At 63.6% G+C, this 15,300-nt stretch carries 13 protein-coding genes; 9 read left to right on the top strand and 4 right to left on the bottom strand.

Translation table 11 applies throughout. From position 1 onward, the window contains the following. Positions 1 to 8: 8 nt before the first annotated feature. Positions 9 to 815: a MetQ/NlpA family ABC transporter substrate-binding protein gene (locus ACIP9X_RS09895; RefSeq protein ID WP_400479564.1), complete on the top strand. Its 807-nt coding sequence runs from the start codon at positions 9 to 11 to the stop codon at positions 813 to 815. A gap of 101 nt (positions 816 to 916) precedes the next feature. Here ACIP9X_RS09895 and ACIP9X_RS09890 read toward each other — a convergent pair whose 3' ends face one another. Further along, entirely contained in the window at positions 917 to 2,038 is a 1,122-nt protein-coding gene (locus tag ACIP9X_RS09890; protein ID WP_400479563.1) for an Rv2578c family radical SAM protein, read from the bottom strand. Between the two features lie 95 nt (positions 2,039 to 2,133). Beyond that, entirely contained in the window at positions 2,134 to 2,637 is a 504-nt protein-coding gene (locus ACIP9X_RS09885; RefSeq protein WP_400479562.1) for a hypothetical protein, read from the bottom strand. A 244-nt stretch (positions 2,638 to 2,881) separates the two neighbouring features. Here ACIP9X_RS09885 and pheS point away from each other — a divergent pair, with 244 nt between their 5' ends. From pheS to ACIP9X_RS09855, 6 genes are all read left to right on the top strand, one after another. Next, positions 2,882 to 3,943 carry a phenylalanine--tRNA ligase subunit alpha gene (gene pheS / locus ACIP9X_RS09880; RefSeq protein ID WP_400479561.1) on the top strand — a complete coding sequence of 354 codons (1,062 nt, stop codon included), beginning with the start codon at positions 2,882 to 2,884 and terminating at the stop codon, positions 3,941 to 3,943. 2 nt (positions 3,944 to 3,945) lie between these two features. Then, positions 3,946 to 6,489: a phenylalanine--tRNA ligase subunit beta gene (gene pheT / locus ACIP9X_RS09875; RefSeq protein ID WP_400479560.1), complete on the top strand. Its 2,544-nt coding sequence runs from the start codon at positions 3,946 to 3,948 to the stop codon at positions 6,487 to 6,489. Between the two features lie 254 nt (positions 6,490 to 6,743). Beyond that, the gene (locus tag ACIP9X_RS09870) at positions 6,744 to 7,268 is read left to right on the top strand and encodes a hypothetical protein (protein WP_400479559.1); all 525 of its coding nucleotides are present in this window, start codon (positions 6,744 to 6,746) and stop codon (positions 7,266 to 7,268) included. Positions 7,269 to 7,579: 311 nt separating this feature from the next. Next, positions 7,580 to 7,786 (top strand): hypothetical protein, encoded by a 207-nt coding sequence (locus tag ACIP9X_RS09865; protein WP_400479558.1) that lies wholly within the window; start codon positions 7,580 to 7,582, stop codon positions 7,784 to 7,786. Positions 7,787 to 7,828: 42 nt separating this feature from the next. Beyond that, the gene (locus tag ACIP9X_RS09860) at positions 7,829 to 8,200 is read left to right on the top strand and encodes a hypothetical protein (RefSeq protein WP_400479557.1); all 372 of its coding nucleotides are present in this window, start codon (positions 7,829 to 7,831) and stop codon (positions 8,198 to 8,200) included. Next, positions 8,197 to 9,378: an FAD-dependent monooxygenase gene (locus ACIP9X_RS09855; RefSeq protein WP_400479556.1), complete on the top strand. Its 1,182-nt coding sequence runs from the start codon at positions 8,197 to 8,199 to the stop codon at positions 9,376 to 9,378. Before ACIP9X_RS09860 ends, ACIP9X_RS09855 begins: the two co-directional genes overlap by 4 nt. A 10-nt stretch (positions 9,379 to 9,388) precedes the next feature. On the opposite strand, the gene ACIP9X_RS09850 is transcribed toward ACIP9X_RS09855, so the two are convergent. Continuing rightward, positions 9,389 to 9,985, bottom strand: a complete 597-nt coding sequence (locus ACIP9X_RS09850) for a recombinase family protein (RefSeq protein WP_400479555.1) — start codon at positions 9,983 to 9,985, stop codon at positions 9,389 to 9,391. Positions 9,986 to 11,776: 1,791 nt separating this feature from the next. Between ACIP9X_RS09850 and ACIP9X_RS09845 the strand changes: the two genes are divergently transcribed. Together ACIP9X_RS09845 and ACIP9X_RS09840 are read left to right on the top strand one after the other, a co-directional pair. Beyond that, positions 11,777 to 13,267, top strand: a complete 1,491-nt coding sequence (locus ACIP9X_RS09845) for a hypothetical protein (RefSeq protein WP_400479554.1) — start codon at positions 11,777 to 11,779, stop codon at positions 13,265 to 13,267. A 661-nt stretch (positions 13,268 to 13,928) separates the two neighbouring features. Further along, positions 13,929 to 14,066 (top strand): hypothetical protein, encoded by a 138-nt coding sequence (locus tag ACIP9X_RS09840; protein ID WP_400479553.1) that lies wholly within the window; start codon positions 13,929 to 13,931, stop codon positions 14,064 to 14,066. A 743-nt stretch (positions 14,067 to 14,809) separates the two neighbouring features. Here ACIP9X_RS09840 and ACIP9X_RS09835 read toward each other — a convergent pair. Next, complete coding sequence (locus tag ACIP9X_RS09835; protein ID WP_400479552.1) at positions 14,810 to 15,289, bottom strand: hypothetical protein; 480 nt, start codon at positions 15,287 to 15,289, stop codon at positions 14,810 to 14,812. Between the last annotated feature and the right edge of the window lie 11 nt (positions 15,290 to 15,300).

The raw sequence follows: 15,300 nt of genomic DNA, 5'->3' as shown, positions 1-15,300 counted from the left end.
AGTTCCCCATGATTCGCTCCTCTCTCCTTAAGGCGGCCGCTGCCGGCGCAGCCGCAGTCCTCACCCTGTCCGCATGCGGCGGCGGAGCTTCCTCCTCGCCGGCATCGGAATCCATCAAGGTTGGAGCCTTGGCTGTTCCGGCCGGGGACATGCTGAAGCACGTCCAGCGCGAGCTTGCGCCCAAGGAGGGCCTCACCGTCGACTACAAGGAGTTCAGCGACTACAACACGCCGAACCCCGCCGTCAGCGACGGCGACATTGACGCCAACCTGTTCCAGAACACCACGTTCCTCGAGACCTACAACAAGGCGTCCGGCAAGAACCTGGTCAGCGTGGGCAAGGTGTACCTGCCGCCTATGGCCCTGTACTCCAACAACTTCAGCAGCCTGGACGCCCTGCCCGCCGGCGCTTCCGTGGCCATTCCGAACGACCCCACCAACGAGGCCCGCGCCCTGAAGCTGCTGGCGTCCAAGGGCCTCATCGAGGTCACCGAGAACCCGGTCACCCTCAAGGACGTCAAGGCCAACCCCAAGAACCTGAAGTTCACGGAGATCGAGAACGCCAGCCTGCCGCAGGCCCTCAATGACAAGGACGCCGCGATCGTGACCCTGGCCTTCGCCCTGCCCGCCGGCCTGAGCGCCGACAAGCAGATCCTCGTCGAAGGCAAAGACAGCGCCTACTACAACGTCCTCGCCGTCAAGGCCGAGATGAAGGACGACCCCCGAGTGCAGAAGCTCTACAAGATCCTCACGTCCCAGGGGATGAAGGACTTCATCCAGACGGAGTTCAAGGGCCTCGTCATCCCCGCGAGCTAAGACCGGACGGGAACAGAAGGAGGGGCAGGACGGTTTGTGAACCGTCCTGCCCCTCCTTTTGTTGTTCCAAATGTGCCGCGCGGGCAGAGGCCCGCACGGCGTCAGAAGAGCGTCGGCTGGGACGCCTGTGCTGCGGCCGCCTCGGCGGTGTGCCCGCCGGCCGGCTCGGGAATGCTGCCTTCCGGGTAGGCCGCCTCCTCGCCGCGGGGATCGTCGACATCACGGTGGCTGAACCCGTGAGAGCCGCCAAATCCATGCCGCGCTTTGAAGTACCGGACCTTCCCCGCAAGCCACGACCGGTATTCCTTGGAGGCGTAGGAACCAGTGCTGTACAGCCGCCGGTACCGTCCGACGAGTTCGGGGTGCGTGGCCGCAAGCCACTGCATGAACCATTCGCGCGTGCCGGGCTTGAGATAGAGCGCCCCTGCTGTCACTCCAGTGGCTCCGGCCTTGGCGAGGGAGGCAAACAGATCGTCGAGGGCCTCGTCGCTGTCCGAAAGCCAGGGCAGGATGGGCATGGCCATGACGCCGCAGGGCAGACCGGCGTCACGCAGCCGTGACACGAGCTTGAGCCGGGCCCGGGGACCGGGGGTGCCGGGTTCGATGGCCTCTGACAGCTGTTCGTCCGTCATGGCGAGCGAAATACCGAGCCCCACCGGCACCTGTGTGGCGGCGTGTTTCAGCAGCGGGATGTCGCGGGCCAGCAGCGTCCCCTTGGTCAGGATGGACAGGGGCGTGCCGGAGTCGGCCAGGGCGCCGATGATGCCGGGCATCAGCCGGTACCTGCCCTCGGCGCGCTGGTAGGGATCGGTGTTGGTGCCGAGCGCCACCTGCTGGCGTCCCCAGGACGGCTTGGCCAGTTCCTTGCGCAGCACTTCCGCGGCGTTGATCTTGACGACCACCTGGCTGTCGAAGTCGAGCCCGGCATCGAAGTCCAGATAAGTGTGGGTCTTGCGGGCAAAGCAATAAACGCACGCATGGCTGCAGCCCCGGTAAGGGTTCACGGTCCATTCAAAGGGCATCCTGGAACCGGACGGTACCTTGTTGAGCACCGATTTGGCGGTGACCTCATGGAAGGTGACGCCGGCAAACTCAGGGGTGGAGACGGAACGCACAAGCCCGGCCAGCGGCAACAGCGGCACTGCGGCTGGGGCGGCCGCGGGTGCGCCGTCTGTACTGCGCTCTCCGGGTGCCGGCTTAAGTGCTTGTGCGTCCCACCTCATGGCTCTATTCGAATGTACGTTCGAATAGAAGTCAAGGACCGGAGCCGCGTGTCCACGCAGTTGCTGTCATATGGGCGTTGCGGCATCAGCAGCCGTCACGGACGGTGACGTCGCCGACCAAGGCGAGTGACGCCGTCGCACGCCTTGCCCTGAGGGCCGGGACGGAGGCGGCGCCGCAAGTGCGGCCGGCGGCGAGTGACGCCGTCGTACGTGTAGCCGCCGGCTGCAAGCCCCGCGTGCCGTTCAAAGGGATTTCCCGACGCCGGGTCCCCGTGCCGCAGCAGGGACCAGCCGGCGGCCGCAAAGTAGAGCACCAGGAACGGCAGGCCGAGGCATGCGTATTGCGTGCTGTGCCGTTCCTCGTGCCCGAGCAGGAAGGGGTTCGCCAGTGCCGCCTCGGGGCCGGCGCGGTAGATGATCACGTTGCCCACCGCGAACGCCCCCGCTAGGGGTAGCTTCCGGTCATACCCCGTGGCGATGATGAGGCCGCGCGGTCCCTTGAGCGTCGTGGTCCCGGCCAGCCGTGCGAGCAGGAGTCCCAGTGGCGTGGAGGCGTTAAGCAGGTTCGCGAGTTGGCGCAGCCGCTGTGCCGGAGTCATGAAGCCATGCTAGCGTCGCAGCCCTCCCGGCCGGCACTGCGGGACGGCAGTTCGGGCAGCCGGGCCGGTTCAATTAGACTGGGAACAGTGCCTGCCGGCCAACCCCGGCGAGCCTGCCCTTGTCCTTGCGCGGCGTTCTTGAACGGCGCTGTGCGATGACGTGCCAGTGACGGACGCGCTGCCGGGAAACCGGTCCAGCAGCACCGGCCGCTGGCATCACCCGACTCGTAGCTAAGAACAGTAGATGACTGAAACTTTGCCGGGCGCTGCCGTCCCGAACCCCACGGATGAAGCCGCCATCACCGCCGCCGTCGATCAGGCAATCTCCGCCATCGCAGGTGCCTCCACGCTCGATGAGCTTAAGGCTGTGCGTTTGGCCCACACCGGTGAGAAATCGCCCCTGAGCCTGGCCAACCGCGAGATCGGAAGCCTGCCCAAGGACCAGAAGGCCGTCGCCGGGAAGCTCATGGGCTCCTCCCGCGGACGTGTTAACAAGGCGCTCGCCGACCGTACCGCGGAGCTTGAGGCCGAGAACGACGCGCGCATCCTTATAGAGGAAACCGTTGACGTGACAGCCGCCCCGCGCCGCCGCCGGGCTGGAGCGCGCCACCCGCTCTCTACGCTGCAGGACCGTGTGGCGGACATTTTCGTGGGCATGGGCTGGGAAATCGCAGAGGGCCCCGAGGTGGAATCCGAATGGTTCAACTTTGACGCCCTGAACTTCAAGCCGGACCACCCTGCCCGCGAAATGCAGGACACGTTCTTCGTGGAGCCGCCGGAAGCGCACCTCCTCATGCGCACCCACACCTCACCCGTGCAGGTCCGCTCCATGCTGGAGCGCGAGGTGCCCATCTACGTGCTGTGCCCCGGCAAGGTGTTCCGCACCGACGAGCTCGACGCCACGCACACCCCGGTCTTCCACCAGTTCGAGGGCCTGGCGATTGATAAGAACCTCAGCATGGCGGACCTGCGCGGCACGCTGGAGCACTTCGCCCGCCAGATGTTCGGCGACGAAGCCCAGATCCGGCTGCGCCCCAACTACTTCCCGTTCACCGAGCCGTCCGCGGAGCTCGACATCTTCCACCCGGGCGCCAAGGGCGGTCCGCGCTGGATCGAGTGGGGCGGCTGCGGCATGGTCAACCCCAACGTCCTCCGCGCCGCCGGCATCGACCCGGACGTCTATTCAGGTTTTGCCTTCGGCATGGGCATCGAGCGCACGCTCATGTTCCGCAACGAGGTCGGCGACATGCGCGACATGATCGAAGGCGATGTACGTTTCAGCGAGCACTTCGGGATGGAGATCTAACAGTGCGTATCCCACTTTCCTGGCTGCGTGAGTCCGCGCAGGTACCGGCCGGAGCAACGGCTGAAGACGTCATGGCGGACCTGGTCAAGGTCGGTTTTGAAGAAGAAGCGGTCCACCGCCCCACGGACGCCCTGCGCGGACCGGTCGTGGTGGGCCAGGTGCTGAGCCTGGTTAAGGAGCCGCAGTCCAACGGCAAGACCATCAACTGGTGCCAGGTGCGCGTTGTCCCCGAGGGGCAGGAGCAGACCCTCACCGGCAAGGGCATCGACCCGTCCGGCGTGCAGGGCATCGTCTGCGGCGCCCACAATTTCGTCGAGGGCGACAAGGTGGTTGTCACCCTGCCGGGTGCCGTGCTGCCCGGTGACTTCCACGTTTCGGCGCGGAAGACCTACGGCCACATGTCCGCCGGCATGATCGCCTCCGTCCGCGAACTGGGCATCGGCGAGGACCACGACGGCATCCTGGTGCTCTCAAGGATCGGGCTCGACCCGGAAATCGGCACCGATGCCATGGAACTCCTGGGCCTCTATGACGAAGCAGCCGAAATCAACGTCACCCCGGACCGCGGCTACGCTTTCTCGATCCGCGGCGTCGCCCGGGAATACGCCCACGCGACGGGTACGGTCTTCACCGACCCCGCCTCCAAGGTGAACGCCCCGGCTTCCCTGACCGGCGGTTACGGCGTGAAGATCAACGACGACGCTCCCATCTACGGCAACCCGGGCTGCGACCGCTTCGTTGCCCGCACCGTGCGCGGCGTCGACGCCACCCGGCCCACGCCGCCATGGATGTCCTCCAGGCTTCGGTTGGCCGGGATCCGCTCGATCTCCCTGCCCGTGGACATCTCCAACTACGTGATGCTTGAGCTTGGCCAACCCCTGCATTTCTATGACCAGGACAAGCTGTCAGGCGACATCGTGGTCCGGCGTGCCGTGGTGGGGGAGAAGCTCACCACCCTCGACGGCAAGGAACGCGCGCTTGACCCCGAGGATCTGCTGATCACGGACGATTCTGGCCCCATCGGTGTTGCCGGCGTCATGGGCGGCGCGTCCACCGAGGTCTCCGACGCCACCTCCACAGTGCTGATTGAGGCGGCCCATTTCGAGGAAGTCTCGATTTCCCGCTCGCGCCGGCGCCACAAGCTGCCGTCCGAAGCGTCGAAGCGGTTTGAGCGCGGCGTCGACTGGCAGGTGGCGAACATTGCGGCCCAACGCGCCGTCGACCTGCTCGTGGAGCTTGCCGGAGGCACGGCTGACGAGACGGGCACCGACGTCGGTACTGCGCCGGACGCCGTCTCCATCGCCCTGCCCGCGGATTTCGCAGCCCAGCGGATCGGCATCGACTTCACAGAAGAACAGATTGTCACCTCCCTCGAGGACCTCGGCGCCGTGGTGGAAAAGTCCGACGGCGGCTGGACAGTTTCGGCGCCCAGCTGGCGGCAGGACCTTGAAACCAAGGAAGACCTGTCCGAGGAGATCGCCCGACTGGTGGGATACGACCAGATTCCGGCGACCCTGCCGGTCGCTCCTCCGGGGCGGGGCCTGACGCGCGTGCAGCAGCAGCGGCGCCGGCTGATCCAGTCGCTCGCCGACGCCGGGCTCACCGAGGTGCTGGCCTACCCGTTCGTCTCGAAGGCTGCCAACGACACGTTTGGTGTGGCGGAGGCCGGGGCTGCCCGGACCGCCGTCAAGCTGGCCAACCCGATCAGCGAGGAGCACGGCTACCTGCGGACGTCGGTGCTGCCGGGCCTGATCGAGGTGGCCAAGCGCAACCATTCGCGCGGCTTCCGCGACCTGGCGCTGTTCGAGGCCGGACTCGTCTTCCTGCCCGGCGAGTCGGTGGGAACTGCTTCCATTCCGCCGCTGGGCGTCAAGCCTGCCGATGAGGTGCTGGACGCCCTGTACGACGGCGTTCCCGCCCAGCCGCTGCACGTCGCCGCCGTCCTGACCGGCCACGACTCCCCGGCCGCCGCAGGCCACACGCCGAGGCTGTGGGACTGGGCCGACGCGCTGGACATCGCCCGCCTCATCGGCGACGTGCTCGGCGTCGAGGTCGTGGTGGCGCAGGGCCAGCACCAGGCCTTCCACCCCGGCCGGGCCGCTCAGCTGTCGCTGCGCACCGGCGAGGTGGTGGGCTACGCCGGCGAGCTGCACCCCAAGCTCCTGGCTGCGTCGGACATGCCGGCCCGTTCCGTTGCGCTCGAGATCAACGCTGACGCCCTGTTCGAGGCCGCCGCCGACGTGATCGTGGCACGCCACATCTCCACCTTCCCGGTGGCGACGCAGGACGTTGCTCTCGTGGTGCCGCAGGAAGTCCCTGCCGACGCCGTACTGGCCGCCCTCCGCGAAGGCGCCGGCGAGCTGCTCGAGAACGTCGCCCTGTTCGACGTGTACGCCGGCAAGGGCATCGAGGACGGCAAGAAGTCGCTCGCCTTCGGGCTCCGCTTCCGCGCCAACGACCGGACCCTGACCGCCGACGAGGCATCTGCGGCCCGTGAAAGTGCGGTGGCTGTGGCTGCCGAGCGTTTCGGGGCTGTTCAGCGCTGATCTGTGTTTGGTGACGGCGGGTTCCTGAGCCTGGCTAAGAAATCCCCGCAGCCTTCCGGCTGCGGGGATTTCTTGTCCCTGCGGGTTTTCCTATCAGCTACAGGTTTCCCTATTTACAGGGGGCGCGGGTTTACAGGGGGTGCGGCGGGTGCGATGCTGAACGCGCCACAGCCGTTGGGCCGTGTTCGAACTGGGGGAACGAAATGCAATGGAGCATGCCGGAACTTGGAAGTGAGCGGTTTCCTGGCCGCCTAGTGCGCGTTGTTAAGGGGCTGCGCCACCTGACTCCTGTGGCTGCGGCCGTCGCTTTGCCGCTCACGCTGGGATTGGGCTCCTGCGCTTCGCCGAACGTCTGCCCGGCGATTGCCTGGAGCAATTCGCTCACCGTGTCGCTGGACGGCGCCGTTGAGAGCGTGGGAGTGGTGGAATTCTGTGTGGAGAATACCTGCTCAGTGCCGGCACCACGTCCGGCACCCAGCGCTTCCCGGATTCCGGGCGCCACCCCTGACGCAGATGCTGTCCCGTCACGTTCTCCGCAGGTGGCCACGCCGTCGACTTCTGCCAGGACGCCCAGTCCTTTCATTGCCTCGAAGGCGGATGACCGGACCTGGCGGTTCCAGCTGATGATGCGGACCCCGGAACGGGCTGTCATTCGCGCCCGTTCAGCAGAGGGGCAGGTGCTGGTGGAGCGGGAAGTCCCCTTGCAATGGACACGCGTAGGGGGAAGCGGGCAGTGCGGGGGACCTTCGACAGCAGCCCCTGTCACCCTGACTGTCTAGGTTTGGCTGTCCAGGGAAAAGTCAGTGTTGTGGGCTGGCTGGGCGTCGCAGGGGCACAGCGGCCAGGGACCTCCCGTTCGCCTGGCGGGGCGCGTATAGTCCGCCGTATGAGAATCCTGCGGCCACGACTGCTAGTTATTGGATTCGCTTTGGCTTTGGCTATGCTGACGACGGCCAGTGGGTGTTTGTCTTCGCCGCTGCGCATTGTCACATCCGATAGACCCGAGCGGAGCGGCATGGAAGCGCTTCTCCGTGGCACGTTGGCAGTTGATGACGACGGCTGCGTCCATGCAAAGACGGCCGGAGACCCAGTGACTCTCGTATGGCCAAAGGGGTACACCGTCGAGGGCGATGCGTGGTCCTTCCAAGTCCTTGACGCCAGCAAGAACGTCGTAGCGCGCTCAGGACTGCCCCTTGCCATCGGTGGAGGCGGTGCCGATTCGTTCAACGACGCCTGGGCCGAACGGGGCTGCGCCAAGGGCAGACTGTGGATGGTCGGAAACATCGGCACCGACTAGGGAGTTCCCAACACTTCGTGTTCAGACGCGGGACAATGAGCCATGAGGACGCCCTTCGCGCACCGAGCGCTTCTGCTCCTGCCGCCCGGCGGCGACGCGCGGGCGCCGGGCGCCGCCATCACCCTGGAGTCGTGCGGCAGTTGGGAGCACGATCCGCCCTGCCCGCTGGCAGCCCACTACACCTCCGCACAGCGGGACGACTCTCAGGGCGACGGCGACCGCCTCGTGGTCCGTGTCATCTTCAGCTGCGAGCCGGCCAATGAGGCCGAGGTGCGCCAGCGCATCGAGCACGCACTCCGCCCAGGTGCCCTCACCGGCCCCGACGGCGCCACAACCCGTTGGGTGTTCAGCGGTAGCACGGCTGAGGTCCCGACACCCCGGGACGTAGAGCACGCGCGGCGTCTGGTGACATGAAAGCCATTGTTGTCGGGGCGGGGATAGCGGGGCTTGTCGCCGCCCGCCAACTCGGTCTGGCTGGCTGGGACGTGGAGGTCCTCGAGAAGTCGTCCGCACCCCGGCCCGACGGCTACATGATGGACTTCTTCGGTCCGGGGATTGATTCATCAGAGAGGATCGGCCTTTACCCGCGGCTGGCGGCCGTCGCCTACCGTGTCGAAGCGGCCGATTATGTGGATGCGGCGGGGCGCCGCACGTCCAGCCTCGACTACGGCCAGTTGGCCAGACTTGCCGGCGGGAAGGTGCTGAGCCTCCTGCGCCCGGACCTGGAGCGGGCGGCCCTGGCAGCACTCGGGGACGTCCCCGCCGGCCGGATCCACGTCCGCTACGGCGCCCGGGTCGCCCGGGCCTGGACGGACGACGGCGGGGCGAGTGCCGCCGTCGACGGCTCGCCGGGGAAGGTGCTCACCGCAGATGTTCTCATCGGGGCTGACGGAGTCCATTCCGAAGTGCGTGCCCACATCTTCGGACCCGAACAGGAGTACCTGCGTCCCCTGGGCATGCGCGCGGCTGCGTTCATCGTTAGGGATCCCAGGCTCAATGCCCGCTACAGGAACCGTTTCGTGCTTACCGATTCCGTCGACCGGATGGCCGGACTCTACAGCCTCCGCACCGACGAGGTGGCCGCGTTCCTCGTGTATCGCGATGCGGCCGCGGGCAGGAACTCCGGAGCGCAAAGCGTCCGGGAACGGTTGCGCCGGGAGTTCGCCGGACTCGGTGGTGCTGTCGACCGGCTCCTTGAACTGTGTCCCGAGCAACCGTATGACGACGTCGTCGCGCAGATCGTCATGCCGGACTGGCAGAAGGGTAGGTGCGTTCTCGTGGGGGATGCCTGCGGGGCAGTCTCCCTCCTGGCAGGCCAGGGTGCCTCGCTCGCCGTGGCAGGGGCCGCCTTGCTGGGGGACACGCTCGGTCCGGTGGCCTCGCCGAATGGGATCGGTGTTGCTCTCGGGCAGTTCGAACGTTGCTGGCGACCGGTGGTGGAGGTGGCGCAGCGCGCGGGAAGGCGAGCGGCGTCGTCGTTCCTCCCCGCTAGCCACGCTCAGCGGCTCCTGCGCAGGTGGATCATACGGGCAACGCACGTACCGGGGATCAATCGGATAGTGGCCCGCCAGGTCCTGCGCAGAATCGGATAGCGGTGCAGCGTCAGGAGTCCGCGGTTCCCGCTTTCTTGCGCGCCCGTTCGAGGGCCCGGTAGACGGTGGAACGGCCAACCGAGAACAGCTCGGCGATCTCAGACATCGTGTGTTCGCCACCGGCATGCAGCTGAACCAGATGAGCTTCCTGCCTGGGCGAGAGTTTGGGCTGCTTCCCGCGTAGCCGGCCCTTTGCCTTGGCGATCTTCATGCCTTCGCGGGTCCGGGCCCGTATGAGATCGCCTTCAAACTCAGCAATCATCGCAAGGACGTTGAACAGCAACTTCCCCATCGGGTCGGTGGGATCATGTATCGAGCCGCCGATGTTGAGTTTGACCCCGCGTTCGGCGAGCTCATTGGCAATCTGATGCGCGTCCAGCACGGACCGGGCAAGTCGGTCGAGTTTGGTCACGGCAAAGGTGTCGCCGGCGCGGCAGGCTGCCAACGCCTCACGAAGGCCAGGGCGGTTCCTATCGCTGCCGGTTAGGCCGTGATCGACATAGATTCGATCAGGGTGGATGCCTATTGCTAACAGGGCGTCCCGCTGAGCTGTGAGGTCCTGTTCGTCGGTGGAGACTCTCGCGTAACCGATCGTGAGTTCAGCCATGCACAGCAGTGTGCCATATCAGGCGCCTTCACCGAACAGTTCATAGAACCGGGCTTACGGGAAAGTCGAAAAGCTTTAGCGACAAAAGCGCAGGTCAGGACCCAGCGTTTCCGGGGGAGTACCGGCTTACGGGACGATTCGCGGACGGACCCTCTCCGGACGATTTTGTCTCGTGAAGTAACGGGAAATCTGGCTCGTGAACTCGCAAAAGCGGTTCAGCCGTCTCCCGTTCTCCTGGGCTTAAGCTGCAGCAGTACCCGGCACGTGACCGGTAGTGCGCCGAAGCCTGAAGTGAGACAGTGAAGCATGGCGGCCGCGAACGACAACTCAACCTCCCGTTACGATCGGCACAATAGAACCTGGGATGAGTTGCCGCCTAAACGCAGACGCTTCTACTTCTGGCTGTTTCTGTTGCTCTTTCTTCTCGGTCCGTTAGGTCGCATACCCCTTGAGATGGTTGGCACATCTTCTTTCTTGGCCGCCATGATCATCCTCGGTCTGACCGCCGCCATCTTGATTCCCCTGGGTTGGTACGCCTGGAAGGAATTGCAAGAGCGGCGCGCCAGTGGTGAGGAACTTCCTCCAGGGCCAGTAAAAGGGAAGACGGTCGCGGCTTGGGTGGTAGCCACAACTCTCTTCTGGGGTGCGGTGGCCTTCGTTGCCGCTGACTCAAGGGTCCCGTTCATTCCACTCATTCCCATGTTGTGCACTTTTGTAGCAGGGAAAAGATTCATGCAATGGCGGCGCCAAAGGATCAGTCCTGCAGCAGTAAAGGGATCGAGATGAGGTTCTTTCGGAGGACGTTGGCTGAACATCGGAGACTGCCCCGACTTGTGCGTATTTTTCGCGTCTGGCAAGGGGCCAGCGTTGCGGTCATCATTCTCTTGCTTCTTGTTGGGCTTATCTTTCGGTTGCCGGTGCCTCCGATGGATCTATTGATGGCCGCGCCCCTCATCGTCCTATCGGTATCCGTGGTCGGCGTAGGGCTATTGACCTGGAGGAACTATGAACGAACGGCCGAGATCTGGGCCGAAAACGTGCGGGGCAGAGGTCTTGAGTCGGCTGGTGTGGGGTGGCTAATGGATACGGGAACTGCACGTGCCATAGGTGCAGGAAAGGCAATATTTATGACACTATTCGCAGCGACGGCGCTGATTCAGACCATCTGGCGGTAGAAATAGCGGTGCGCCAGCCAAGTCGGCGCAGGACAATAGTCCGACAGGGGGTTCGCTGAAGGCCCGAAGGCCATCACCGGCTGACGGGAGGCAATGCGGGTTGGCCCTCTTTGGGACGGTTGTTGTTCTGGTGGCCTTGCGTGAGACCAGCCTGATCCTGCATTGTGAGCGAAAACAGCTCGTGGATAAGAGCCCTCCGGCAAGGGAGCAGAACCACTTTGGGAGAGTGATTTTCGCATGGCGTGGCTTCTCATAGTCCTCTGCACAGTCTTTTTGTTCGCAGGTCTGGCCGCATTCTTCGTGCCAGTAGTGCGGTCTCGACAGCTGTCGGCCCAAGTAGTTACTAACAAGAACTGGGCATTGTTCTGGATTTTCCTGTGCGCATCCGCTGCTACCGGCTTCATCTACAGCCAAGTGGACTAAAGGGGACAGCCAAAGAGTGCAGCTACGGACGAGAATAAAATTACCTTCAATGGTCCGCGAGGGAACTTGGACTAGACTGGGCCGCCCTGCCGTGAGGGGTTCCTCACACGGATGGTGAATCGCTTCCCGGCCGGCAGCTATCCGTCGTTGCATCTGATAAATAACTGAACGACGTTCTGCAAGACTGTCACCCATGATGCAGACCGTAAACACGAGCTCCCACAACGGGATTACCTCATTCTGGCTGGACCGGGAAGGTCTCTGCACGGGCACCTTGATATTCGGCGTCGGAATGCGCGATGAACCACCAACGCTCGCCGGAATCACTCATCTTGTTGAGCACGTGCTTTTGCGCATGGCGCAGCCCGCAACGGTGGTGCACGGCGGTACCGTGACCACTGACTCACTCCAGTTCTACGCCCTGGGCAGGCCAGAGGATGTCGCCGGTTTCCTCAATGCGATCGCGGCCGCCGTATCAACTTTCGAAGCCGTAACAGATGAAGTTATCGCGCTTGAAAAGTCCGTCCTCGAGGCGGAGGACCCGCACGAGTTCAGTACTGTCTCCGCCGGCCTGTTGACCTACCGGTACGGGCCGAGCGGCGTGGGCGCCGCGCAATTCGGGGCACCTGCTACCGCCGGTCTAACCAAGGCTGAAACCACCAAATGGGCCTGGGGCTGGCTCACCGCCGCCAATGCGGCCCTCACCTTCACGGGTCCCTTGCCCTCCACGTTGGACATCCGTCTGCCATCGGGGAAGGCCGTCATTCATCATCAGGATCCACCGCTCGTCACGGCTCCGACACTGATCAGGTCCCGGAAACAGGGCGTCGCGCTGTCTCTTCTGGTGCCATCACACGATGCCGATCTCCTCTGTGAAGCACTGCGGTACGAACTACTGACTCGGCTTCGGCACGCAGCCGGAATCATCTATTCCGTAGAAAACTTCACAACCGCGATCGATACCGACCAGAGCCAACTCGATCTCATTCTTGATCCGGTCCGGCAGAACAGCATCCCGGCTCTCAGGGAAGGCGTAAACACCCTGCGCGGCATCGTAGATGCAGGGTTCAGCGAGGATGCCGTCCAGTCAGCACGGCACGCCCGGATCGCCGAATTGGGATGGGACGATTACGTTCCCCAGGACTACCTGGATCAACTGGCAATCGACACCCTGCTCGGACGGTGCAGGCGGGACCGGCAGGAACTCCTTGACCGGGCGACAGCCATCAGCTCCGCCGAACTCACAAAGATCCTCAGAACCAGTATCGGTTCGCTGATCGTCGCATTCGATAACTCGGTGAAGCTTTCCAAAAAAGAGGCCGAAAGCCTAGGGCTCGCGATAGATCGCTATGAAATCTGGCAGCGGAACAACACGCCGAAAAATCATCAACCGGCAGCAGAAGGCGACGCTGAGCACCCAACGTGGCGGAACAAATCTACCCACGCCACCTTGACACTTACCCCAACACACCTGGTGACTCACGCCTCCGGCAAATCGAAGTCGATCTTCTTGGCCGACGTCGCCGTCGTCGGTGACCGCAGCTGCGGCTGCATCTCACTGATGGACCAACGAGGCAGAAGCTGCGACCTCAACATGGATGAGTGGAAAGCCGGCAAAAAGCTCAGGAGGCAACTACTCGAAGCATTCCCGCCCGAGATCATCCGGTCCTTTCCCGAAGAATAGAAGCCCGGAAGTCCGCCCTGTCAATTGAGTCGAAAACCGGCCCGTAAAGCGTTCCTCACAGGGGCCGCTGAGCAGCCGCACCAGCTTCAACTAGGTAGGTTCTGTGGGCCTTGATCGGTAAATTCCCGTGGTTCCTCAGGAACGCAAGAGCGATACTTTAGGCATGAGGAGAGGCGGAATTGCCAAGAGCGCGTTAATCGGCAGCCTTGCCGTAGTGCTTGCTGGCTGCACCGCCACCGCTCAACCAGGCGACGGTCCTACCGTCAGTGACGCGGCGTCGAAGTCCTCCGTTCCCGGGGAACTCATTGGCCAGGGAACGGTGCTTCAACAGCGACCCGCAGAGCCCGAATTCTGCTTAGGCTACATAGCGGCGTCTGACCCGCCCCTGTGCAGCGGTCCAGTCATCCAGGGCTGGAACTGGAACACGGTCAGCGGATCGAAAACCGTAGGAACGGTCACGCATGGCGATTACCTGCTGCAGGGGACGTGGGACGGCAAAACCTTCACCTTGGGGCGAACACCTCCACGGCCTCTCGGACTCAATGAGTACGTCCCCCGAGGACCAGGCGACCCACGCCGGGATGCCGAGCATCGAGGCGCTGGCACACCGGATCAGTTGAGGAAGATCCGAAATGAACTGTTGAACTCCGGGGAACCAACAATGCTCTCTGTGCTAGTCGAAAACGGCTATGTCTTTTTGACCGTCATCTACGACGACGGGAGCATCCAGAAAAAGATGGACCGGCGCTATGGCGCGAAAATTGTTGCAGTTGAATCCGCGCTTTGGCCCGCCACCTGATACGTCCCTTCGCCGGTACCCTCCGGTCGGACTGTCCCGCAGCGGATTCCCAGAAGGAAGCGCCGGCGTTGACACCGGTCCTTCAGAGGTACGTTCGGACAGTTTTGATAAGGAGTTTCCGTCAGACGTAACGAAAAAGCAGGTAGGTTATGTCCATCTCCGCCCTGCCCATGATGTGGGTATGCACCAAGAGAACATGACCGTCTGGAGGCACTTCCTCCCACGCTGCTGATGCCTCACTCTGCTCGCCTGCCGCTAGGCGCGGCAACTCCAAATCGACGTGTAGAAAGCCTGCAACATCCCGTGCGGTGAGCGACAAGTGGGCCCCGAACGTCCTCCGCTGGCCAATGGGAGCCGAGGGAACGCCCAGCAAGTTTTCTGCCCCGGCTGAAACTGTTACGAGGCTTAAACTCTCAAGCTGCACCGTTCCTGAGCCCAACAAGTCCGCATCAGTCGATAACGTGATCCCGCCAGGAGCTGCAGGGACAAGAGAGATCCCAGTCAGCCATGAAGCCTTCTCGGCGGCTGTAGATGCTACGACAGCATGAATGCTTTGCGCACTGCTGGATCCAATGAGTATTCGCACCGCTAGCTCCTAGCGCCTAGGGATTGTAGTCTAACGGTGGTTCCGCGGGGCGGAATTTCCGTAGCGGGGCGCCAACAGACTCGGATGGTGTTCGTGCGGCGAAATTGCCCGTAGGGGGTTCGGCTGATGACCCAACTGACTCGACACCTTAGGTGGCTTAGCCCCGCTGACCGGACTCCGTCCGGTCTACCAGCAGGTCGATAAACAAGCCCAGATCACTGCCGCTTTGCCCGTAGTCGAAAAGCGTCGTAGAGACTCGGGGCCGGCAAATTGCCGTGACTTCGGTGCCGTCGGCCGTCTCGGTGAACGTAACCTGGATGACCTCACCCCAGGTCCAGAGATTGCCGCGGACAAAAACGTCTATGCGGCCCGGAGCCTCTTCAATTCTCGAAAACCTTCTCTCGCTTTGCACGATGGAGTGAATTTTTTCGCGCAGCATTTCTGATGAAATCCCCAATGTAAGAGACTTTGATGCCCTTACGCCTTCAACGTGGATTCCTTCGTTTTGAGCGGCTGCCCGCCCGCGCTGAGTGCGGAGCAGAGCCATCGGAATAAGCACAATGAGGATCAAAAGGCACACTCCGAGAGTTGCCAGGATTGGAAATGCCCAATCCGGAATGAACGACTCCTGCCCCAATGCTGGCCCCT

It is taken from the genome of Arthrobacter sp. NPDC093125 (assembly GCF_044754225.1).
In the GTDB taxonomy this organism is placed as follows: domain Bacteria; phylum Actinomycetota; class Actinomycetes; order Actinomycetales; family Micrococcaceae; genus Arthrobacter.
Note: the sequence above shows the minus strand (reverse complement) of the source record. Positions and strands in the feature narration are given on the sequence as shown.